General features: G+C 73.4%; 14 protein-coding genes and 1 riboswitch. Of the genes, 7 read left to right on the top strand and 7 right to left on the bottom strand.

Annotation, left to right across the window (positions count from 1 at the left end):
• Nucleotides 1-326: 326 nt before the first annotated feature.
• Nucleotides 327-893 carry a MarR family winged helix-turn-helix transcriptional regulator gene (locus tag IEZ01_RS27535; RefSeq protein ID WP_019887570.1) on the bottom strand — a complete coding sequence of 189 codons (567 nt, stop codon included), beginning with the start codon at nucleotides 891-893 and terminating at the stop codon, nucleotides 327-329.
• A gap of 118 nt (nucleotides 894-1,011) precedes the next feature.
• On the opposite strand from IEZ01_RS27535, the gene IEZ01_RS27530 reads away from it, so the two are divergent.
• On the top strand, nucleotides 1,012-2,307 hold the full coding sequence (locus IEZ01_RS27530; protein WP_189204325.1) for an MFS transporter: 1,296 nt from the start codon (nucleotides 1,012-1,014) through the stop codon (nucleotides 2,305-2,307).
• On the opposite strand, the gene IEZ01_RS27525 is transcribed toward IEZ01_RS27530, so the two are convergent.
• A complete protein-coding gene (locus tag IEZ01_RS27525) occupies nucleotides 2,304-3,923 on the bottom strand; it encodes an ATP-binding SpoIIE family protein phosphatase (RefSeq protein WP_189204323.1) in 1,620 nt (539 codons plus the stop codon). The two genes, IEZ01_RS27530 and IEZ01_RS27525, sit on opposite strands and share 4 nt — an antisense overlap.
• A 101-nt stretch (nucleotides 3,924-4,024) precedes the next feature.
• Nucleotides 4,025-5,383 carry an NAD(P)/FAD-dependent oxidoreductase gene (locus IEZ01_RS27520; RefSeq protein WP_019887573.1) on the bottom strand — a complete coding sequence of 453 codons (1,359 nt, stop codon included), beginning with the start codon at nucleotides 5,381-5,383 and terminating at the stop codon, nucleotides 4,025-4,027.
• Nucleotides 5,384-5,787: 404 nt separating this feature from the next.
• On the opposite strand from IEZ01_RS27520, the gene IEZ01_RS27515 reads away from it, so the two are divergent.
• Both IEZ01_RS27515 and IEZ01_RS27510 read left to right on the top strand, forming a co-directional pair.
• Complete coding sequence (locus IEZ01_RS27515) at nucleotides 5,788-6,606, top strand: TetR/AcrR family transcriptional regulator (RefSeq protein ID WP_028797710.1); 819 nt, start codon at nucleotides 5,788-5,790, stop codon at nucleotides 6,604-6,606.
• A 235-nt stretch (nucleotides 6,607-6,841) separates the two neighbouring features.
• Complete coding sequence (locus IEZ01_RS27510; RefSeq protein ID WP_189204321.1) at nucleotides 6,842-8,725, top strand: sigma-70 family RNA polymerase sigma factor; 1,884 nt, start codon at nucleotides 6,842-6,844, stop codon at nucleotides 8,723-8,725.
• Between the two features lie 680 nt (nucleotides 8,726-9,405).
• On the opposite strand, the gene IEZ01_RS27505 is transcribed toward IEZ01_RS27510, so the two are convergent.
• Nucleotides 9,406-11,523, bottom strand: coding sequence for an asparagine synthase-related protein (locus tag IEZ01_RS27505; RefSeq protein ID WP_189204320.1), 2,118 nt, complete (start codon nucleotides 11,521-11,523; stop codon nucleotides 9,406-9,408).
• Nucleotides 11,524-12,188: 665 nt separating this feature from the next.
• On the opposite strand from IEZ01_RS27505, the gene IEZ01_RS27500 reads away from it, so the two are divergent.
• From IEZ01_RS27500 to IEZ01_RS27485, 4 genes are all read left to right on the top strand, one after another.
• Entirely contained in the window at nucleotides 12,189-13,607 is a 1,419-nt protein-coding gene (locus tag IEZ01_RS27500; RefSeq protein ID WP_019887577.1) for an NsdA family TPR-like regulatory protein, read from the top strand.
• 70 nt (nucleotides 13,608-13,677) lie between these two features.
• Nucleotides 13,678-14,862 carry an L-2-hydroxyglutarate dehydrogenase gene (gene lhgD, locus IEZ01_RS27495; protein ID WP_189204318.1) on the top strand — a complete coding sequence of 395 codons (1,185 nt, stop codon included), beginning with the start codon at nucleotides 13,678-13,680 and terminating at the stop codon, nucleotides 14,860-14,862.
• A 474-nt stretch (nucleotides 14,863-15,336) separates the two neighbouring features.
• The gene (trmB, locus tag IEZ01_RS27490; protein WP_063828506.1) at nucleotides 15,337-16,128 is read left to right on the top strand and encodes a tRNA (guanosine(46)-N7)-methyltransferase TrmB; all 792 of its coding nucleotides are present in this window, start codon (nucleotides 15,337-15,339) and stop codon (nucleotides 16,126-16,128) included.
• A gap of 55 nt (nucleotides 16,129-16,183) precedes the next feature.
• Complete coding sequence (locus tag IEZ01_RS27485) at nucleotides 16,184-17,506, top strand: PrsW family intramembrane metalloprotease (RefSeq protein ID WP_189204316.1); 1,323 nt, start codon at nucleotides 16,184-16,186, stop codon at nucleotides 17,504-17,506.
• A gap of 210 nt (nucleotides 17,507-17,716) precedes the next feature.
• On the opposite strand, the gene IEZ01_RS27480 is transcribed toward IEZ01_RS27485, so the two are convergent.
• From IEZ01_RS27480 to IEZ01_RS27470, 3 genes are all read right to left on the bottom strand, one after another.
• On the bottom strand, nucleotides 17,717-18,661 hold the full coding sequence (locus IEZ01_RS27480; RefSeq protein WP_189204314.1) for an aldo/keto reductase: 945 nt from the start codon (nucleotides 18,659-18,661) through the stop codon (nucleotides 17,717-17,719).
• 98 nt (nucleotides 18,662-18,759) lie between these two features.
• The gene (locus IEZ01_RS27475) at nucleotides 18,760-19,839 is read right to left on the bottom strand and encodes a M23 family metallopeptidase (protein WP_189204312.1); all 1,080 of its coding nucleotides are present in this window, start codon (nucleotides 19,837-19,839) and stop codon (nucleotides 18,760-18,762) included.
• A gap of 11 nt (nucleotides 19,840-19,850) precedes the next feature.
• Nucleotides 19,851-19,985: riboswitch (cyclic di-AMP (ydaO/yuaA leader) on the bottom strand.
• A gap of 225 nt (nucleotides 19,986-20,210) precedes the next feature.
• Nucleotides 20,211-21,383 carry a PP2C family protein-serine/threonine phosphatase gene (locus tag IEZ01_RS27470; RefSeq protein WP_373287672.1) on the bottom strand — a complete coding sequence of 391 codons (1,173 nt, stop codon included), beginning with the start codon at nucleotides 21,381-21,383 and terminating at the stop codon, nucleotides 20,211-20,213.
• Between the last annotated feature and the right edge of the window lie 228 nt (nucleotides 21,384-21,611).

Genomic DNA, 21,611 nt, shown 5'->3' with positions numbered 1-21,611 from the left:
GCTGTTCTTCGCTTTCGCGTTTCCCTTTCCGGCGGTTCCGACTCTATCAGATCCTTTCGGGCCTGATTCCCAGTCAGCGGGAGTTGTCTTTCCGGCTGTTGGGCCGTTCCGACGTCCCAAACTCTAGCGGATTTCCCGGGCGACTCATAATCGAGTCTTCGAAATGAATTTCGGCATGCCGAAATTCGTCCCGGTTGGGAGATCGTGCTGAGTTGGGGTGCCGCATTCGCGGCGGGATGGCTGTCGCAGAACCGTTCCGGCTCCGTGACAACTCGGAGAACACTACGTATCCGGCAGGGGCGTGTCAACTCCGCCCCTCACTCGCCTCAGTCCAGGTCGGTGAGGCGTCCGCCCGCGTCCGGCTGGGCGTGTTCCACCCGGCGCAGGAGGCGGATCAGCAGCTCGCCCAGGACGCCGCGCTCGTCGCTCGACAGGTCCTGGAGGAGCTCCTCCTCGAAGTCCGTCGCCATGCGCATGGCCTCGAGCCACTTCGCGCGGCCCTCGTCCGTCAGCTCGACGATCACCCGCACCCGGTTGTTCTCGTCCCGGTCGCGGGTCACCAGGCCCTCGCCCGCCATGCGGTCGATGCGGTGGGTCATGGCGGCCGGGGTGAGGCCGAGACGCTTGGCGAGTTCGCCGGGGCCCAGGCGGTAGGGGGCTCCGGCCAGGACGAGCGTCTTGAGGACCTCCCACTCGGCGTTGCTGATGCCGAGGTCGGCGACCTGGCGGCCGTACGCGACGTTCATCCGTCGGTTCAGCCGGCCGAGGGCGGAGACCACCTTCTCGACCTGGGGGTCGAGGTCGCGGAACTCGCGCTGGTAGGCGGCGATCTGCTCGTCGAGGCTCGGCTCCTGCAGGGACTGCGTGCCGGGCTGCTCGGGGGTGTCGGACATGCGGCGAGTATCCCATGACTGCCGTTGGCGTTGAAGTCCTTCGATGTGTATTGTTAAGGCTCGAACTTTAGTGTTGAAGTCTTCAGGGTTCAGTCCTTCAGATCAGAAGTGGGTGAGTGTGACCAAGGTGAGGGGCGCAGCGATGCGCCGGATTCAGGCAGGTGGCGCGCTGAGCGCGTTCGGGCTCGGCTTCACCGTGCCGTACCTCTATGTGTACGTGGCGCAGGTTCGGGATCTGGGTGCGACGACGGCCGGTGCCGTCCTTGCCGTCTTCGCCATGGCCGCGCTCGTCGTCCTCCCCTTCAGTGGTCGGGCGATCGACCGGCGCGGGCCGCTGCCCGTGCTGCTGGTCGCCGCGGTGCTGGCATCGGTCGGCGCGCTCGGGATGGGGCTCGCGGGCAGTGTCCCGACCGTGGTCCTGTCGGCGGCGCTGCTCGGCGCCGGTACGGCTGTCATGCAGCCGGCGCTCGCGACGATGATCGTCTGGTGCTCGTCGGCGTCGACCCGGACGCGGGCGTTCGCCACGCAGTTCTTCCTGCAGAACCTCGGGCTCGGCATCGGTGGCCTCATCGGCGGGCAGATCGTCGACGAGAGCCGCCCCTCCAGCTTCACCCTGCTGTTCTCGATCGAGGCCGTGATGTTCCTGGTCCTCGCCGGGATCGCCGCGTCCGTGCGGCTGCCCGGGTCCCCCGCTCTGCCGGGGGGACGGCCCGAGAACACCGAGGCCAAGGGCGGGATGCGGGCGCTGCTCGGGCACAAGGCGATGGTGCAGCTGTGTGTGCTGGGCTTCGTCCTCTTCTTCGCCTGCTACGGACAGTTCGAGTCCGGGCTCGCGGCGTACGGCACCGAGGCCGCCGGGATCAAGCCGGCGACGCTCGGGATGGCGCTGGCCGCCAACACGGCCGTCATCGTCGTCGCCCAGTTCGTGGTGCTCCGGTTCGTGGAGCGGCGCCGGCGGACCCGGGTGATCGCGGCGGTGGGGCTCATCTGGGCCGCGGCGTGGGTGATCGCCGGATACGCGGGGCTCGGGCACGGCAGTCAGACCATGGCGACCGCCGCCTTCATCTCCACGTACGCCCTCTTCGGGCTCGGTGAGGCGATGCTGTCGCCGACCGTGGCCCCGCTGGTGGCCGATCTGGCGCCGGAGTCGATGGTGGGGCAGTACAACTCCGCCTTCGCTCTGGTCAAGCAGCTCGCGCTGGCGGTCGGTCCGGCCGTGGGCGGGCCAATGGGGGCCGCGCTGCATGGTCCGTACATCGTGACGTTCATCCTCTTCTCGCTCGGCATCACCGTGCTGGCGCTGCGGATGGGCCGGCAGCTCACGCCGGTGCAGGACCAGCCGTCACTGGCCGCCAAGGCGTCGCGCGTGGTGGCCCAGCACAAGCCCGAGCAGAGGGTCGAGGCGTCGGCCTAGTCCCGCAGGGCGAACTCGCACCAGACCGCCTTGCCGCCACCCGGTGTGCGGCGGCTGCCCCAGGACGAGGCGATCGTCGCGATGATCGAGATTCCGCGACCCGCCTCGTCCTCCGTTTCCGCGCGGCGGCGGCGCGGCAGATGGTCGTCGCCGTCCGTCACCTCGATGATCAGCCGGCGGTCCGTGCGCCGCAGGCGCAGGCGCATGGGCGGGGTGCCGTGCTGGAGCGAATTGCCGACCAGCTCGCTGGTGGCGAGGACGCCCAGATCGCGCAGCTCCGTCGGGAAGCGCCAGCTGGAGAGGACCCCGGAGGCGAAGGCACGCGCGCGTGGCGCGGCTTCGACGCCGCCGAGCAGTTCCAGGGCGGCGTTGTGGAAGAGCTCGGCGTCCGGGCCCGTACGGGAGGGGTGCTGGAGGACCAGGACGGCGACGTCGTCGTCGTGTTCCGCCGTGACGCCGAGGGCGCGCAGCAGCCGGTCGCAGACGACCTGCGGGGTGCCGGTGGCCCCGGCCAGGGCCCTTTCCAGGGCGGCGACGCCTTCGTCGATGTCCTCGCGGCGCCGCTCGACCAGGCCGTCGGTGTAGAGGACGGCGGTGGAGCCGGGCGGCAGGGCGATCGTGCCTGAGCTGTGGAGCCAGCCGCCGGTGCCGAGCGGCGGGCCGGTCGGCTCCTCGGCGCGCCGGACCGAGCCGTCCTCGTCCCTGACGAGGATCGGGAGGTGGCCGGCGGAGGCGTAGACGAGACGGCCTTCGTTGGGGTCGTGGACGGCGTAGACGCACGTGGCGATCTGGCTGGCGTCGATCTCCGCGGCGAGGCCGTCGAGGAGCTGGAGGACCTCGTGGGGCGCCAGGTCCAGCCGGGCGTAGGCGCGGACGGCGGTGCGGAGCTGGCCCATCACGGCCGCCGCGCGGACGCCCCGGCCCATCACGTCCCCGATGACGAGGGCGGTGCGGCCGGCGCCGAGCGTGATCACGTCGTACCAGTCCCCGCCGACGGCCGCGTCCGTGCCGCCGGGCTGGTACGTGGCGGCGATCCGGAGGTCGTCGGGCTGCTCCAGCTCCTGGGGGAGCAGGGAGCGCTGGAGGGTGACGGCGGTTTCACGGTGGCGGCGCTCGCTGGCGCGCAGCCGCTCGGCCGCCTCGGCGTGGTCGGTGACGTCGGCGGCGTGGACCAGGACGCCGCCGCCGTGGCGCGGGGTGTCCACGGGCAGGCACGTGACCGTGTACGAGCCGCCGTCCTGGGTGCGGCGGGATTTGACGGTGCGTGGCTTTCCGCTGCGCAGGACCTGGTCCATCAGCGGCAGCAGGCCGAGCTCGTCCGCCTCCGGGCAGCCGGTGGCCGCGGGGGTGCCGGCCGGGCGCGGGCCGAACGCGGCGGCGTAGGCGTCGTTGACGTACGCGACCCGGTGCTCCGAGCCGTAGACGAGGGCGACCAGGCCGGGGAGGCGGCCGAGGATCTCCCCTACGGAGAAGTCCTCGAGGGCGGGGACGTCGTCGGACAGGGGCTCCATTTGGTCGTACTCACCCCGGGCGGCGGGCACGGAGCCGCGGTCCGTCCGCGCTGCGGCGCGACGCTGCGTACCGGGGAGCCGGGCGCTCCAACGCGTGAAATTCACGGATCTGTAAGCCTCGTGGTGTCGTTGCCGCTGTCACTCTGTGCAGGTGTGAGCCCACCTATGGTCACACGTCCAGTGTGACCGACCGCACTGACAATGAGTCAGTCGGACGCTTTGCCGTCCTTGGTATCCGCTTGCGGGTCGTCCTTCGGATCGACCTTGGCAGGTGCGGAGGGGGGCCCTGCCGCGAGTTCGAACTCGGCGCGGGGATGCTCCAGTGAGCCGAGTGAGACGATCTCCCGTTTGAACAGGCCCGCGAGGGTCCACTCGGCCAGGACCCGGGCCTTCCGGTTGAAGGTGGGCACGCGGCTGAGGTGGTAGACGCGGTGCATGAACCAGGCAGGGTAGCCCTTCAGCTTGCGTCCGTAGACATGCGCCACGCCCTTGTGCAGGCCGAGCGAGGCGACGGACCCCACGTACGCGTGGGCGTACTCCTTGAGCGGCTGTCCGCGCAGGGAGGCGACGATGTTCTCGGCGAGGACCTTGGTCTGGCGTACGGCGTGCTGGGCGTTGGGGGCGCACTCCTTGCCCGGCTCGTCGGCGGTGACGTCCGGGACGGCGGCGGCGTCTCCCGCGGCCCACGCGTGCGTGACGCCGTCGACGGTGAGGTGGGCCGTGCACTTGAGCCGGCCCCGTCCGTTGAGGGGCAGGTCGGTGGAGGCCAGGACCGGTGCGGGTTTGACGCCGGCGGTCCACACGACCGTACGGGTCGGGAAGCGGGCGCCGTCGCTCAGGACGGCGACACGGTCCTCGCAGGACTCCAGACGGGTGTCCAGACGTACGTCGATGTTGCGCGCGCGCAGCTCCCGGATGGCGTACTTGCCCATCTCCTCACCGACCTCGGGGAGGATCCGGTTGGTCGCCTCGACGAGGATCCACTTCATGTCCTCGCGTTTGACGTTGTGGTAGTACCGCGCGGTGTAGCGGGCCATGTCCTCCAGCTCGCCCAGGGCCTCGACGCCGGCGTAGCCGCCGCCGACGAAGACGAAGGTGAGGGCGGCGTCGCGCAGGGCCGGGTCGCGGGTGGAGGAGGCGATGTCCATCTGCTCGATGACGTGGTTGCGCAGGCCGATGGCCTCTTCGACGGTCTTGAATCCGATGGCGTAGTCCGCGAGCCCCGGGACCGGGAGGGTCCGGGAGATCGAGCCGGGGGCGATGACCAGCTCGTCGTACGCCATCTGCTCCGGGCCCGTGGACTCCTCCTCAGTGGCGAGGGTGGTGAGGGTGGCCGTGCGCTTGGCGTGGTCGATCGCCTGCACCTCCCCGATGACGATCCTGCACCGGTCGAGGACGCGGCGGATCGGGACGACGACATGGCGCGGCGAGATGGAGCCCGCGGCCGCCTCCGGCAGGAAGGGCTGGTACGTCATGTAGGGCTCGGGTGTGACCACGACGACCTCGACCGAGCCGCTTCTGAGCTCGGCCTTGAGCTTCCGTTGGAGGCGCAGCGCTGTGTACATGCCTACGTAGCCACCGCCGACAACGAGAACGCGCACAGGTTCGGTCACTGTCCCATGACGCAACGAGCTCTGGAGTTTGTCCACAGGCCCGACAGATTGTGTGACCGGCGGACCGGGGAGGCGTGGGGTGGCGGACGGCCGGATCGGGTGGAAATTCGCCCAGCTCAGGGGAGGGGTGGGGGGTACTGCGAGGGGGCCCAATCGGGAGTGTTCCGGCCCTTGCTCCGATCGGGGGGCGCACCGTGCGGAACTGCCTCTTCTGAATTGACTCCGACTCAACTATGTTCGTATCCCGTCGGGGTGTCGGGTCGTCGCGTGATCGACCTGAGCGTGTCGGGTCTGGGGCCCCGACTGTCAGGGAGGGGAGTCTCCGGGGGGAGACATCATGACCGGGGGATATCTGTATGCATATTCAGGATTCGCATTGGCAGGCTGTCGTCACAGCGGACGGCCTGAGTAACGGACGTACGGGGGCCGCGGGACCGGCGGCTCACGGCGGCGGTTCGATCGGGCGTCCCGCCCCGCTGCGGGTGGACGCACAGCGCAATCTGGAGCACGTCCTGCGTGCCGCGCGCGAGGTCTTCGGCGAACTCGGGTACGGGGCGCCGATGGAGGACGTGGCCCGCCGTGCGCGGGTCGGCGTCGGCACGGTCTACCGCCGGTTCCCCAGCAAGGACGTGCTGGTGCGCCGGATAGCCGAGGAGGAGACCTCCCGGCTCACCGAGCAGGCCAGGGCCGCGCTCGGGCAGGAGGAGAAGCCGTGGTCGGCCCTCTCCCGCTTCCTGCGGACGTCGGTCGCCTCCGGCGCGGGACGTCTGCTGCCGCCGCACATACTGCGCGTGGGGGTGGACGTCGAGGACGCTCCGCTCGGTGACGCCGGTGCGTCTGGTGTGTCCGCTGCGTCCGGTGCGCTGGACGAGGCGCGGGTGCCGCAGCAGCGGCACGGGGAGCCGGGGCGTACGGAGCTGCGGGTGGTCGCCCCACGCGGGGTGCCGGCCGTGGAGCAGGACGACGCGGGCGCCTCGGAGCTGCTTCAGGTCGTGGGCCAGCTGGTGGCCCGCGCACGGGAGGCGGGTGAGCTGCGCGCCGATGTGACGGTGGCGGACGTCCTGCTGGTCATAGCCACGGCGGCGCCCGCGCTGCCCGACGCGGAGCAGCAGGCGGCGGCTTCGGCCCGGCTCCTGGACATCCTGCTGGAGGGACTGCGCTCCCGACCCGCGTAGCGGGTACGGCGTGACGCGGCGGCGGGCTGTCTGCGGACCGCCCGTCGCCACCGCCGCCGGAACACCGTCTCCGCGCGCAGTCTGCCGATGCTTCCACGAACGGGTGACGTCTCGTGCCCGCTTTCGGTCTTCCCACCCCGGATGAGTGGTTGGCCGGACGAGGAGGACGACGGGACCGCGCTCTGTGGCACGCTTGCCCGGAATCGCGGTCTGCGTGCACAGGGGAGCTTCCGCCATGAGCGGTGACGGTCAGGTGCCCAACCAGGGCGGTCCCGGTGGTTCCTCCGGAGCTCCGACCAGCCCGCCGACCGGGGTTCCCGCGCAGCGCGAAGGCCTCTCCGGCTCGGCGCGGGCGGACTGGGCGCGCCAGGACTCCGTACTCCCGCCGCCGGTCGAGCTCCCGCCGTCCGACGCCGAGTTGATCCAGCTCATGCGGGGCGGCGACGACAGCGCGTACGCGGAGCTGTTCCGCCGGCACTCGGGCGCGGTACGGCGGTACGCCCGTACCTGCTGCCGGGACGCCCACACCGCCGACGACCTGACCGGTGAGGTCTTCGCACGGACGCTGCAGGCGGTACGCGGGGGTGCCGGGCCGGACCAGGCCGTGCGGGCGTATCTGCTCACGACCGTACGCCGGGTTGCCGCAACCTGGACGAAAACGGCGAAGCGGGAGCAACTGGTCGAGGACTTCGCGGTGTTCGCCACCGATGCGGCGCGGGCCGCCGAAGTCTCCGACGACACCGGCTCCTTCGGCGCGGGTCTCGACCTGGGCGCGGACGTCCTCGCCATGCACGAGGCCGAGCAGTCGCTCGCCGTGCAGGCGTTCCGTTCGCTGCCCGAGCGGTGGCAGGCGGTCCTGTGGCACACCACGGTCGAGGAGGAGTCGCCGAGCGAGGTCGCGCCACTGTTCGGGCTGACCGCCAACGCCACCGCCGTGCTCGCCAGCCGGGCCCGCGAAGGGCTCAAACAGGCCTACCTCCAGGCCCATGTGAGCCAGTCGCTGACCTCCGGCGGGGACTGCGCCCGCTACGCCGACCGGCTCGGCGCCTACGCCCGTGGCGGGCTGCGGATGCGGGCCGAGCGCGGGCTGCGCAAGCACCTGGAGGAGTGCGCCAAGTGCCGTCTCGCCGCCGGGGAGCTGGCGCATGTCAACGCCGGGATCCCGGCGGTGCTGCCGGTCGCCGTCATCGGCTGGTTCGCCGCCGGGTACGCGCTCAAGGCGGCCGGGGTCGTGGCCGGTGGCGCCGTGGGCGCCGCCGGGGCGGGGGCGGCCGCTGCGGCGACCGGATCCTCGTCCACCTCCTCGGGGGCGGCGTCCGTCGCGGCGGCCGAGGGGCTCGGTGCCCCGGCGAAGGCCGGTATCGCAATGGCGGTGGCCGTCGCCGCGTCCGCCGGGCTGGTCTGGGCGTTCTCCGGCGACCCGGAACCGGTGGCCCGGCCCAGGCCGACGCCGTCGGTCGTGGTTCCCGTAGCACCGCCCGAGCCCACCCCGCCGAAGCCCGCCCCCTCCCCCACGCCGAAGCGCGCGGCCCCCGCGCCGGCGCCGACTCCGACGCCCCGGCCGACGCCGCCGGCCACACCGAAGCCGAAGCCCGCGCCCCCCAAGCCGACCCCGAAACCGCCCCCGCTCCGCCCGAAGCCGAGCCCCTCCCCGGCGAAGCCGAAGCCCCCGCCTCCGTCGGCGCCAGCCGTCTTCCAGCTCAACGAGCTCACGTACGACGTGGCCGGCGACGGCACCAGGCCCGAGATCCGGATGGCCGCGAGCAGCTGGCTGTGGCAGCGCTACGGCATGCGGATCGGCGGTGAGTCGTACGCCCACGGCGTGAGCGTGCACACCCGCTCCTCGGTCACCATCGACCTCAACCGCCCCTGCCGCAGCTACACGGCGCGCGTCGGCGTCGACGACATGACCATGGGTCTGGGCGCCGCGCGTTTCTCCGTCTACGGCTCCGATGGACGCCTGTGGCGGTCGAAGGTGATCCGGGGCGGGGAGCCGGCGGTGCCCCTGCGGGTCGACATCTCGGGCCAGAAGTCGATCCGCCTGGTCGTGGAGCCGCACGGGCGGTTCGGCGGGGTGGGGGTGGCGGACTGGGCGGTGTCGCGGATCAGCTGCGGCTGAGCTGGGCGGGGAGCTTTCCCCCACCCCGCCCCTTCCCGAAACCCTGCCGGGGGCGGGTGGGGGTACGGGGCTCGGGGCGAAGCGCCGGCCCCCAGCCCCCGGCGGGGCGGCCCGTGTTGGTGGGGCAGGTTCGGTGCACTGCCCGGTGAGGGCTACCGTGCGGCGCGCGCTGCACGGGGCCTTCGTGGGCAGAGCCCACGCCCCCGGCCGGGCAGCCGAGCACCGCGGACGTGCACCGTGCCCTCGGGGGCGAAGCTCCAGCCGCCGTCGGGACGGCAGCTGCGCGCCGCAGGCGGACCGTGTTGGTAGGGCAGATGCGGTGCACTGCCCAGCGGGGGCTGACGAGCAGCACGCGCGGACACCCGCCCTTCGCGCGGAAGCCCTCGCACCGGGCAGGGAGGCGGCTGCGCGCCGCACCGCGGCCTGACCGCGCCGCAGGGCAAGTGCGGCGCACTGCCCGGCGGCCGTAGCCGAGCACCGCACACGGACATCCACCCCTAGCAGGCGAATCCCCAGGGCACCTGCCCTGCGCCGCGGCCTGACCGCGCCGCAGGGCAGGTGCGGCGCACTGCCCGACGGTGGCAACCGGGCACCGCGCGCGTGGGCCGGGTCTTCGGCCCGTGGCCCGCAGCCGAGCGGCGCGTGCCTGGGCCGGGCTTCGAGAGTGAAGCCCCCGGTCCTCAGCTCTGCAAACCCCTCGCCGTCGGGGAAGGGAGCCACCTGGTCGCCGTGGAGGTCAGGGGGGCGCGGGGGCGGGGGGTGTCGGGGCCGGTCCAGCAGGTGCCGCGGCGGGAGAGGAGGCGGCGGAGCCAGAGTTCGGTGGAGACGAGGTCGGCGAGGCCGTCCAGGGGGACCGGGGCGCCGTCGGCGGCCGAGTGGAGGGCTTGGCGGACCACGTGGGCCTCGATCAGGCCCGCGTCGGCGAGGAGGGGGGCCTCGAAGAGGGCCAGGAGGTAGGGGAGGGAGAGGCTCAGGCCCGCGCGGGTCGCCGCCGCGGAGGTCGCGTGGGACGGCGCGCCCCAGCCGGGGGGCAGGTCGTGGATCCCGGCGCCGGCCAGGACCGCGCGCAGGACGGCCGCGCGGGCGCCCGGCTGGACGCGGAGGGCTTCGGGGAGCGCGCGGCAGGCCCGTACGACTTGGTTGTCCAGAAAGGGCGCGTGCAGGCGCTGGCTGCGGATCTCCGCCGCCTGCTCCAGGACGCGGTGGTCGGCCGCCGCCCGTACGAGCGCCGCACGCGCGCGTGCCTCACCGGGCCGCTGCACCGAAGTGGGCCGGGTCGCCGCCTGGTTGAGCCGGACCGACACCTCCGCGAGCGCCTCCCCCGTCAGCCAGCGCGCCGCCGGCCCCGGCCGGGACCAGGCCAGCGCCGCGAGGGACGCGCCGAGCGGCCCCGAGGGGCCGGGGGCCGAGCGGTTCGCCTCCAGGAGCAGGTCGGCCGCCGTCTCCAGGCCGGTGCGGTAGGGCGTACGGGCCAGGCGGCGCGCGGCGCGGTAGACCGTGAGCGGGACGAAGAAGGACTGGGCGGACGGCCCGGACGCCTTGGCGAGCGCGGTGACCGGCTTCAGCAGGTGCCGTCGGCGGCGGTCCAGGAGGAGGTCGGCGAGGCGGGCGGGGTGCGCGTCGAGGACCTGCCGGGCGCCGATGCCGGTGAAGTGGTCGGCGCTGCCCGCGGCGAGCCGCCGCCGGTGGCGTTCGGCGGTGACCAAGGAGGGCCCGGGTTCGTCGGTCAGCGGGCCTTCCAGCTCCGCGTACGGCAGGGCTTCCTCGGCCGCGGCGACCACGACGTGGTGCAGCCGTGGGTTCGCGGCGATGGCGCGGGCCCGTTCCAGTTCGTCCTCGCGGCCGTGGCTGGTGAGGTCGTTGAAGGTGACCGCGATGAGCCGTTCGCCCGCGCCGGTGCCGTGGCCGAGGACGGTGCCGGGGTTGCCGGGGAGCCCGGCGGCCAGCAGGGCGAGCGTGCCCGACGCGCTGCCGCCGGAGAGATCGGCGCCGATGCCGGGGGCGGGACCGCCCCGGGCGGCGCGGCGGTCCGCCGGACCCATGCCGGGGACGGGCCCGGGGTCCGGCGGCGGGATGTCGGGGGCGTGCCGCGGCGCGGTGAGCCGGGCCCGTACGGCCGCGACGAGGGCCTCCCGTACGCCGTCGACGGCCCGGTCCGCGTCCAGCTGGGGCGCGGCGACGGCGAGCGAGGCCACCGGCTCGTAGCCGGCGATCTCGCGGGAGCCCTCGCGCAGGATGAGGGCGTGGCCGGGCGGGACGCGTCTGACCCCGGCGTACGGGGTGGAGTCGCGCAGCGCCTCCGGGGTTTCGGGGCAGGCGAGGAGCGCGGCCAGGTGGCCGATGTCGAGCTGGGCCTCGATGAGGTCGGCGAGCGGCAGGGCCGCGGTGGCGTAGGCGGTCCCGCCCGCCCAGGGGGTGTGGAAGACGGGCCGCGCGCCGGCGAGGTCGCCGGCGATGGTGATGCGGCGGCCGATCTGGGCGACGGCGGTGTAGCTGCCGGGCCAGGCGGTGAGATGACGCAGGGCGCCGCCGCGCGCGGCGAGCAGTCCGGCGCGCAGTTCGTCGTCGCCCGCGGCGCAGCAGCCGAGGACGGCGAGGCGGGTGATGGCGGGTGCGTCGACGGTGACGACGCGTACCTCGTCGGGGCGCCAGTCGCCGACCGCCCACAGCGGATCGGGGTCACCCCACAGGAGCTGTGCGCCGACGGGGTGGACGGTGCGCGCGTCGGCTCCCGCTCCGACCGTGCCCGCCGTACCGAACCGTGCGGCGATACTGCTCCAGCCGACCAGCCACCGCATCGCGCCTCCACAGACTGTGGACAACCCTCACCACGTTCAGTGGGGAACATGCTGCCACGACAACGGCGCACAGGAGTGGCTCAGGGTAGCGCGCGCAAAAAGTGAACGCGCCCCTGGCATTGGCCAGTTGCCGACGGTCGCACGGCTGCGCGAAACCGTCCGGCCATGGGCGGCATTCGGCCATTCTCGGCGCCCGGCGGAACCGCACGGTGCGCCTACGACGGTCCGGGAGGCGGTGTCCGCCCCCCGGACCGGTCCGCCGCCCGCGGGGATTGAAGGCGGCGGTGTCCCCCAGCCCACTGGTTCAACGCGCAGTGGGCCGACCCACGCGATACTCATGGAATCGCCCCGCGCCGCCGACGGGCGAGAGCGCACGGCCGGGCGCACGGCCACACGGCCGGAGCACGGCGGCCGGGCACCATCCGCCCGTACGCACAACAATCTCGCCATACGGAACACCGCCTCTTAACGGTCGGGATGCGGCGAACTACGCTGTGTGTCACTGCTGTTCTCCGTAGGGGGCGCATATTCCGAGGGGCTCGGCCACATGCTCTTGCGGCCGGAGTTCCCGGGGGTCCGGGGGGTGTCACCGGGAGGACGCAGTACGAATGCCGTGCGCCCCTGCCTGGCGTCACGGCGGCCGTCGGTGTGTCGAGGGGTGGCGCATGTCCAGGGAGCAACGCGGGCCGAACGAAAAGCTCGGCACGGTTCTCGCCCTCGCGGGAATCAGCAACGCCGGACTGGCCCGGCGGGTCAACGACCTCGGCGCGCAGCGGGGTCTGACCCTCCGCTACGACAAGACGTCGGTGGCCCGGTGGGTGTCCAAGGGCATGGTGCCGCAGGGCGCCGCCCCGCACCTCATCGCCGCCGCGATCGGCCAGAAGCTCGGACGGCCGGTGCCGCTGCACGAGATCGGACTCGCGGACGCCGACCCGGCGCCCGAGGTGGGTCTCGCCTTCCCGCGCGACGTCGCCGAGGCGGTCCGCTCGGCCACCGAGCTGTACCGGCTGGATCTCGCCGGCCGGCGCGCCGGCGGTGGCGGGATCTGGCAGTCCCTGGCGGGCTCCTTCGCGGTCACCGCGTACGCCACGCCCGCGTCCCGCTGGCTGATAACACCCGCCGACTCGTCGGTCGAACGGTCCGTGGAGGCCCCGGACGGGGGCCACGCGCGCGTGGGGCACAGCGATGTGGCGAAGCTGCGGGAGGCCGCCGAGGACGCCCGGCGCTGGGACTCCAAGTACGGCGGCGGTGACTGGCGTTCGTCGATGGTCCCCGAGTGCCTGCGGGTCGACGCGGCGCCGCTGCTGCTCGGCTCGTACGCCGACGAGGTCGGCCGGGCGCTGTTCGGCGCGACCGCCGAGCTGACCCGGCTGGCCGGCTGGATGGCCTTCGACACCGGCCAGCAGGAAGCCGCGCAGCGGTACTACATCCAGGCGCTCCGGCTCGCCCGCGCCGCCGCCGACGTACCGCTCGGCGGCTATGTGCTGGCCTCCATGTCGCTGCAGGCCACCTACCGCGGCTTCGCCGACGAGGGCGTCGACCTCGCCCAGGCCGCCCTCGAACGCAACCGCGGTCTCGCCACCGCCCGCACCATGTCCTTCTTCCGGCTCGTGGAGGCCCGCGCCCACGCCAAGGCGAACGACGCGGTCGCAGCCGGGGCCGCGCTGAAGGCCGCCGAGGGCTGGCTCGAGCGCTCCCGGGAAGGCGACGCGGACCCGTCCTGGCTGGGCTTCTACTCGTACGACCGGTTCGCCGCCGACGCCGCCGAGTGCTACCGCGACCTGAAGGCGCCCCGGCAGGTGCGCCGCTTCACCGAGCAGGCCCTGTCCCGGCCGACCGAGGAGTTCGTCCGCTCCCACGGCTTACGCCTGGTGGTGAGCGCGGTCGCCGAGCTGGAGTCGGGGAACCTCGACGCGGCCTGCGCGGCGGGCACGCGCGCGGTGGAGGTGGCGGGGCGGATCTCGTCAGCCCGTACGACCGAGTACGTACGGGACCTGCTGCACCGCCTGGAGCCGTACGGCGACGAGCCGCGCGTCGTCGAGCTGCGGGAGCGGGCCCGCCCGCTGCTGATGGCTCCGGCGTGAACCGCGTCCCACCTGGTTTAAGCGCATTGTCAGTGGGCCAGTGCACTATTCGGGGTGGGAGGTGGGTTCGGTGTTCGACTGCGACGTGCTGGTGATCGGCGGCGGGATCGTCGGTCTGTCGACCGCGTACGCGATCAGCCGTGCCGCGCCCGGGACCCGGGTGACCGTCCTGGAGAAGGAGGCCGGCCCCGCTCGGCACCAGACCGGACGCAACAGCGGCGTGATCCACAGCGGCATCTACTACCGGCCCGGCTCCCTGAAGGCACGTTTCGCCGTGCGCGGCGCGGCCGAGATGGTGAAGTTCTGCGCCGAGTACGGCATCGCGCACGAGGTCACCGGCAAGCTGATCGTCGCCACCGAGCGGGACGAGCTGCCCCGGCTGCACGCCCTGGTGCAGCGCGGCAGGGAGAACGGCATTCCGGTGCGGGAGCTGGGCCCGGCGCAGATCAGCGCGTACGAGCCGCAGGTGCGGGGCCTGGCCGCGATCCACGTCGGCACGACCGGGATCTGCGACTACGGCGCGGTGGCGGCGCAGCTCGCGGACGCCTCCGGGGCCGAGATCCACTACGGCTCCGAGGTCACCGCGATCGACCGGCGGCCGTGGGGGGTGGCGGTGCGGACGGCGGCCGGGCGGATCGTGCGGGGCCGGATCCTGGTGAACTGTGCCGGGCTCCAGTGCGACCGGGTGGCGCGGCTGGCGGGCGACGACCCGGGCATGCGGATCGTCCCCTTCCGCGGGGAGTACTACGAACTGACCCGCCCGGACCTGGTGCGGGGCCTCGTCTACCCGGTGCCGGACCCGGCGTTCCCCTTCCTCGGGGTGCACCTGACCCGGGGCATCGACGGCGGCGTCCACGTCGGTCCGAACGCGGTGCCCGCGCTGGCCCGCGAGGGCTACGACTGGACGGTCGTACGCCCCCGGGAACTGGCCTCGACCCTGGCCTGGCCGGGCTCCTGGACCATCGCGCGGCGCCACTGGCGGTACGGGGCGGGTGAGCTGCGGCGATCCTTCTCGAAGCAGGCGTTCACGGCGGCCGTGCGCCGGCTCCTGCCCGCCGTGCAGGAGTCCGACCTGCGGCCGACGGCGGCGGGCGTCCGCGCGCAGGCGGTACTCCGGGACGGGACGCTGGCGGACGACTTCCTGATCCGCGAGGCCCCCCGCACGGTGCACGTTCTGAACGCGCCGTCCCCGGCGGCGACGGCGTCGCTGCCGATCGGGCGGGACATTGCGCGGAGGGCGTTGGCGGCGCTGTAGGCGGCGGCCGGGGCGGTTTCCCCACCCCACCCCTTCCCGAAACTCTGACGAGACCTGGGGCTGCGCCCCCGAAACCCCCGGGGCGGCAGCTTCGCGCCGCGAGGCGAGGGAGGCACGGCGGGGCGCGCCCAGGCGGCGGCTCCGCGTCGTGAGGCGCGGGCGTGGCCGGCGGACGGCTTCGCCCTCAGGCGGCAGCTTCTCGCCGCGAGGGGGCGTGGACACGCCCACAAGCTGCAGCGCTGTGGGCCAGACCCAGGCGGCGGCTCCGCGCCGCGAGGCGAGGGCGTCGGCCCGGCCGACTGGCGGCCGCGCCCGCAAGCGGCAGCTTCGCGCCGCGAGGCGTGGCGTCGTCGGGCCCCGGGGCGGCGGCTCCGCGCCGCGAGGCGGGCGTCTGGGCGGGCACGCGCCGCGCGTCCGGGGGGCCATCCGCCAGCGCGGAGCGCGCCCACCGCCGCCCGTAGAATTGGGGGCACTGTGTCTGAGCCCCGTGAAACCGCGCCCCCCGGTCCCTCCGTCCACCCCGCCCCCGCCCGGCGGGGCAGTCGGATGTTCGCGCCTGGGGAAGGGCCGTCGCCCGATCCGGCGGGGTCGCATCATGAGCGGCGGATTCGGAGTTTTCAGCCGCGGCGCAGTCGGGTCACCGCCGGGCAGGCTGAGGCGCTGCTGAAGTTGTGGCCGAGCTGGGGGCTCGACATCGACGGGCAGCGGGTGCTCGATCTCAAGGAGATGTTCGGCGGGCTGCCGGTCGTCTTGGAGATCGGGTTCGGGATGGGAGAGGCCACCGCGCAGATGGCCGCCGACGACCCCGACACCGGGATCCTCGCCGTCGACGTGCACACCCCCGGCCAGGGCAACCTCCTCGGGCTCGCCGACCGGCTCGGGCTGTCCAACGTCCGTGTCGCCAACGGCGACGCGATCATCCTGCTGCGCGAGATGCTGACGCCCGACGCCCTCGACGGGGCCCGCGTGTACTTCCCGGACCCCTGGCCGAAGAAGCGCCACCACAAGCGGCGTCTGATCCAGCCGGAGTTCCTCACCCTCCTCGCGACGCGAATGAAGCCCGGCGCCGTCCTGCACTGCGCCACCGACTGGGAGCCGTACGCCGAGCAGATGCTCGAAGTGCTCTCCGCCCACCCGGACTTCGAGAACACCGTGCCCGACGGCGGCTACGCCCCCCGCCCGGCCTTCCGTCCGCTGACCCGTTTCGAGGGCCAGGGACTGGACAAGGGCCATGTCGTGCACGACCTTCTCTTCCGCCGGAAGTAACCGCGAGCCGCGGAAGTCCGTCGCGCCTGTCAGTGGGCCTCGCTAGGGTCGTCAGGTGTCCGAGTCATCTGCGCAGCATCAGCCCGCCGTCCCGGCCTACGAGGCCGAGCCGGCGTTCGCTGCCGTTCCGGAGCGCATCCACTGGCGGTACGTCCCACGGCGCGCGTTCTGGCGCAGCAAGGTGGTGCGGCTCGTCGCGGTCTTCACCGTCCTCGCCCTCTGCGGCCTCGTCCTCCTCGCGCTCGTCCGCGAGCAGACCGGCACAGAAGGCTTCCTCGTCGGCCTGGGCCTGGCCACCCTCCCCGTACCGCTGCTGATGGCCGCCTTCCGCTGGCTCGACCGGGTCGAGCCGGGCCCCTGGCGGAATCTGCTGTTCGCGTTCGGCTGGGGCGCCTTCGCCGCCACTCTCGTCGCGATCGTCGCCAACACGTTCGCCACCCGCTGGATCGCCACGGCCACCGCCGACCCCACGTCCGCCGACACCCTCGGCGCCACGGTCATCGCTCCCGTGGTCGAGGAGAGCGGCAAGGCCGCCGCGATCATGCTGCTCTTCCTCTTCCGCAGACGGGAGTTCGGCGGCCTGGTCGACGGCGTCGTCATCGCCGGCTTCACCGCCACCGGCTTCGCCTTCACCGAGAACATCCTCTACCTCGGCAACGCCTTCGGGGAGGACCAGGAGTTCGGCTCGAGCGGCATCGGCTCGGTCACCGCCGCGACCTTCTTCGTACGGATCGTGATGTCACCCTTCGCGCATCCGCTGTTCACCGTCCTCACCGGCATCGGCTTCGGCGTCGCGGCGATGCTCGCCCGCCGCCGCCGCGTCCTGCGCACCCTGCTGCCGATAGTCGGTCTCGCCCTCGCCATGGGCATGCACGCGCTGTGGAACGGCTCGGCGTCCCTCCTCGGGCCCTGGGGCTTCTACGCCGTCTACGGGGCGTTCATGGTCCCGGCGTTCGGGCTGCTGACCTGGCTCGCGATATGGAGCCGGCAGCGGGAGCTGCGCACGATATCCGGCGCCCTGCCCGCCTACGCCGCGGCCGGCTGGCTCTCCCCCGCCGAGCCGCTCGCGCTCTCCTCGATGCGGGCGCGGGGCATGGCGCGGGACTTCGCGGCCCGGACGTACGGACCGGCGGCGGCCCGCGCGGTCGTCGAGTACGAGGCGTTCGCGACGACCCTGGCGTTCCTGCGCCACCGGGCCCACCGCGGCGCGGCGGGCCCGGACTTCATGGCGCGTGAGCAGGAGCTGCTGCACCATCTCTGGCAGCGCAAGGCCGTCGCTGGCCCCTCGCTGACGTACGCGGCGCGGGCGACGGGCCGGGTGTGGACCCCGCCGCCGCACCTGGACTACGACGGCGCGTACAACCCGTACCGCGCCTGACGCGCCCCGCCTTCCGCCATGTACCGCGCCTGACGCGCCCCCGCCCCGCGATACCTTCCCGGCCACCCCCGGCCCGCGGCGCGCCCCCGCCCCGCGATACTTCCGGCCGCCCTCGACCCGCGGCGCCCCCGCCCCGCGATACTTCCGGCCGCCCTCGACCCGCGGCGCCCCCGCCCCGCGATACCTCCCCGACGCGCCCCCGCCCGTCTCCTACTCCGACGCCGCCGTCAGCGTCGCCCGCTCCTCCTCCGTCAGTTCCAGCTCCGCCAGAGCCAGCAGCGCCGGGAGCTGCTCGACCGTACGCGCCGAGGCGATCGGGGCCACCACCGTCGGGCGGGCGGCGAGCCACGCGAGGGCCACCGTCGCGATCTCGGCGCCGCGCTCCTGGGCGATCGTGTCCAGGGCGGCCAGGACCGCGCGGCCCCGCTCGGTCTCCAGGTGCTCCTGCGCGCCCTCGGCGCGGGCGCTGTCGACCGTCACTCCGGGGCGGTACTTGCCGGTGAGGAAGCCGGACGCGAGCGCGAAGTACGGCACGGCGGCCAGGCCGGCCCGCTCGGCCGTCTTCTGGAGCTCGCCCTCGTACGTGTCCCGCGAGACCAGGTTGTAGTGCGGCTGGAGGGCGACATAGGACGCCAGGCCCTCGCGCGCCGAGAAGTCCAGGGACTCCTGGAGCCGCGCCGCGGTGAGGTTGGAGGCGGCGATGGCGCGCACCTTGCCCTCCTTCACCAGCTGGTCCAGCGCGGTGATGATCTCCTCGACCGGGACCTCGGGGTCGTCGAAGTGCGTGTAGTAGAGGTCGATGTGGTCCGTACGGAGCCGGCGCAGGGACGCCTCGGCCGCGGCCTTGATCGTCGTGGCGGACAGGCCCTTGTACTGGGGGTGCGCGCCGACCTTGGTGGCGACGACGATGTCGTCGCGGTTCCCGCGCGCCGCGAGCCAGTCACCGATGACGGTCTCCGACTCGCCGCCCTCGTTGCCCGGCGCCCAGGCCGAGTAGAGGTCGGCGGTGTCGACGAAGTTGCCGCCCGCGGCGGCGTACGCGTCCAGGACGGCGAAGGACTGTGCCGCGTCCGCGGTCCAGCCGAAGACGTTGCCGCCGAGAGCGAGGGGGAAAACGTGGAGGTCGGAGGTGCCCAGCTGGCGCGGAGAAGTCATGGGCTGGACAACACCGACCCCAAGGGCCCCTATTCCAGACTCCCGTCACACCGAGCGGACGGGACGAGGGGTCGGACGAGAGTCGGACCGGAGTCAGGTCAGACCGACAGGCCTTTGTCGCGCAGCCAGGCCGCCGGGTCCACCCCGGCGCCGCCGGCCGTGTGGACCTCCATGTGCAGGTGCGGGCCGGTGACGTTGCCCGTCGCGCCCACGCGCCCGATGGTGTCCCCGGTGGCCACGGTCTGCCCGGCGGAGACGGTCATCGACGACATGTGGGCGTACCAGATCTCCGTACCGTCACCGAGCTCCAGGACGACGCGGTAGCCGTACGAGCCGGACCAGCCCGCCGACTTGACCGTGCCACCGTGCACGGCCTTGAGCGGGGTGCCGGTGGGCGCCGCGAAGTCGAGGCCGGTGTGCTGGCCGGAGGACCACATGGAGCCGGACTGGCCGTAGGTGGAGGTGAGCGTGTACGAGGAGAGCGGGAGCGCGTAGCTCTCGGCGAGCTTGGCCAGACGCTCGGCCTCCGCCTTCGCCGCCGCCTCCGCCTCGGCCTTCTTCTTCGCCGCCTCGGCTTCCTTCGCCGCCGCCGTCTTCTGGGCCTGCGCCTCGGCCGCGGCCTTCTCGGCCGCCGCCTTCTCCGCGGCCGCCTTCGCCTCGGCGTCGGCGGAGGCCTGCTGCTGCTCGGCCTGCTGGAGGATCCGGGCGCGCAGGACCTCGCCCGCGTCCGCGCCGGCGACCTCCGGCTGCCGCTCCTCGCCGCCGTCGGGGTTGGTGGTCAGGGAGGCGGAGGTGAGCGGCGCGGGGTTGCGCGGCTCGGGCGTGGCGTCCTCGTCGGCGATCAGCGAGCCGACGCCCGGCAGGGAGGCGGGGTCCGGGAGGTTGTCGGTGACGGCGTCCGGCAGGTCGGGCAGCGAGATGGAGACCGGCGGCTTGTCCTGCGCGGTGGCCATGCCGCCCGCGCCGACAGCGGCGATGACACCGACGCCGAGGACGGTGGAGCTACGGGCGAAGTTGGAGCGCTGCTTGGCGATGCGGTGCCGGCCACGCACGGGCCGTACGGAGTCCTCGGTGGGGTTCCATTCGCCCCACTCCTGCGTGTTCGCGTCCGCGCCCGGGGCACCCGAGGCACCGAACGAGTCGAAGGGAGCTTCGGGGGCAGGGCTGTTGGACGCCACGGAGGCGTACTCCTTTCCTTCCTTCTCGCCTACCGGGTTAGCTGACGGGTTCGGAGCAGGAAGGTCTCCTACGGGTCACGTTCGACCCGATTCACCCCAATGTGGTGGTTCCCCGGTTCCCTTGCGGGATTCGGCGCGTGCGCACGGTGCCGCCTCTTGCGACGGCTGGGACGACCGCACTGCGTTATCGAACGTTAATAGACACGGGGCTCTTATTCCAAGCCGTTCCTCTTGATCGTTAACGGTTCTGACCTCGACAAACCCCGCACAAGGTGTGCGAACTGGGCGACTTGAGCCCCCTTCAGCCTCAGGCGCCAAACCCCACGGAATCTGATCGTTCGTCAAATGTTATGCGGAGCGGTGCGCTTCGGCTACGGACCGCTACCGCCCACCACCGGCATCGTCGTGCGCCGCTCCGGCTGCCGCTGCCCCGGCCGGCTCACCGCCAGCAGGGCCATGTCGTCCGTGGAGCCGCCGCCCGTGTAGCGCCGTACGTCGTCGACCAGCGCGTTGAGCAGCGCACCCGGCCCCGGGAAGATCCGCCCGGCCAGCCGCACGGCCGGATCGTAGAACTCCCCCGCCGCGTCCCGGGCCTCCGACAGCCCGTCCGTGTAGAGCAGCAGCGTCGCGCCCGGCGGGTACGGCGCCTCGTCCGCCCGGTCGGGCCAGCTCCCCAGCGCGCCCATGCCCAGCGGCAGCGCGGGGTCGCTCGGCTCCAGCATCTCCAGAGCCCCGTCGGCGTGCAGCAGCAGCGGCTCGGGGTGCCCGCGGTTCACCACCCGCACCACCCCGCCCCCGCGCGGGATCTCGGCGAGCACCGCCGTGGTGAACCCCTCGAAGGCGTCCAGGTCGTCCCGCCGCGTGCCCTCCCGGGCCAGCGCCCGCTCCAGGCGCTGCGCCACCCCCTCCAGGGTGGACTCCTGCTCGGCGGCCTCCCGGAAGGCGCCCAGCAGGATCGCCACGACCTCCACGGCGTCGAGCCCCTTGCCCCGTACGTCCCCGACCACCAGCCGCACACCGTACGGCGTGTCCTGCACCGCGAAGAGGTCACCGCCGATGAACGCGTCGGCCTGCGCCGCCTCGTACCGCGCGGCGATCTGGAGCCCGCCGATCCGCTCGGCCGGCGCGGGCAGCACCGCCCGCTGCGCCGCCTCGGCGATCACCCGCGCGGAGGCGAGCCGCTCCCCACTGCGCCGCACGACCCGGTTGATGAGCAGGGCTAGCGCGGAGACGGTCAACACGGTGAGGGTCTCGGTCAGGGCCGGTACGTCGGTGGTCGTCCTGTTGTAGAGGTGCAGCCCGACGCCGGCCATGACGGCGGCGATGCCGGTGAACAGAGTCGTCCGCAGCGAGAAGAACGGCGCCGCGATCAGCGGGGCGGCGGAGAACATCGGGGCCGCGGTGAACGACGCCGGGGTGGCCAGGTCGAAGACCACACCACCGACGATGGCCAGCGACGGCAGCGCGCGGATGAACCGCCGCGCGGCCGCGGCGGGCCGCACCTCACCGCCGTTCCCGGTCAGGGGGTCCGGCCCGCCGGCCACCTCGCTCGGGTCCTCGTCCGCCGATCGTTGCCCCACCTGTGCTCTCCCTGGCCGGCCCGGTGCGCCCTCGGCTGCGGACGGTACCGCGCCCCACCCGCCCTGGCCGAAGCCGCGCCGGGCGGCGAGCCGCCGTCGGCCGTCCGGAGGACACCGGACGGCTCCACGCGGGCACCGGCTCGGTGTACGACGAAGGCCCGGATCCAGGAGGATCCGGGCCTTCGTCGTGTT

Origin of the sequence: Streptomyces purpureus (genome assembly GCF_014648195.1) — a bacterium.
Classification (GTDB): Bacteria; Actinomycetota; Actinomycetes; order Streptomycetales; family Streptomycetaceae; genus Streptomyces; species Streptomyces purpureus.
The sequence above is the reverse complement of the archived record's forward strand: the minus strand, read 5'-3'. Positions and strand labels throughout refer to the sequence as shown.

Coding starts and splice junctions, on each gene's coding strand:
- IEZ01_RS27535 (WP_019887570.1), bottom strand. CDS start 893: ATGTCCGACACCCCCGAGCAGCCCGGCACGCAGTCCCTGCAGGAGCCG.
- IEZ01_RS27520 (WP_019887573.1), bottom strand. CDS start 5,383: ATGTACACAGCGCTGCGCCTCCAACGGAAGCTCAAGGCCGAGCTCAGA.
- IEZ01_RS27515 (WP_028797710.1), top strand. CDS start 5,788: ATGCATATTCAGGATTCGCATTGGCAGGCTGTCGTCACAGCGGACGGC.
- IEZ01_RS27510 (WP_189204321.1), top strand. CDS start 6,842: ATGAGCGGTGACGGTCAGGTGCCCAACCAGGGCGGTCCCGGTGGTTCC.
- IEZ01_RS27505 (WP_189204320.1), bottom strand. CDS start 11,523: ATGCGGTGGCTGGTCGGCTGGAGCAGTATCGCCGCACGGTTCGGTACG.
- IEZ01_RS27500 (WP_019887577.1), top strand. CDS start 12,189: ATGTCCAGGGAGCAACGCGGGCCGAACGAAAAGCTCGGCACGGTTCTC.
- IEZ01_RS27480 (WP_189204314.1), bottom strand. CDS start 18,661: ATGACTTCTCCGCGCCAGCTGGGCACCTCCGACCTCCACGTTTTCCCC.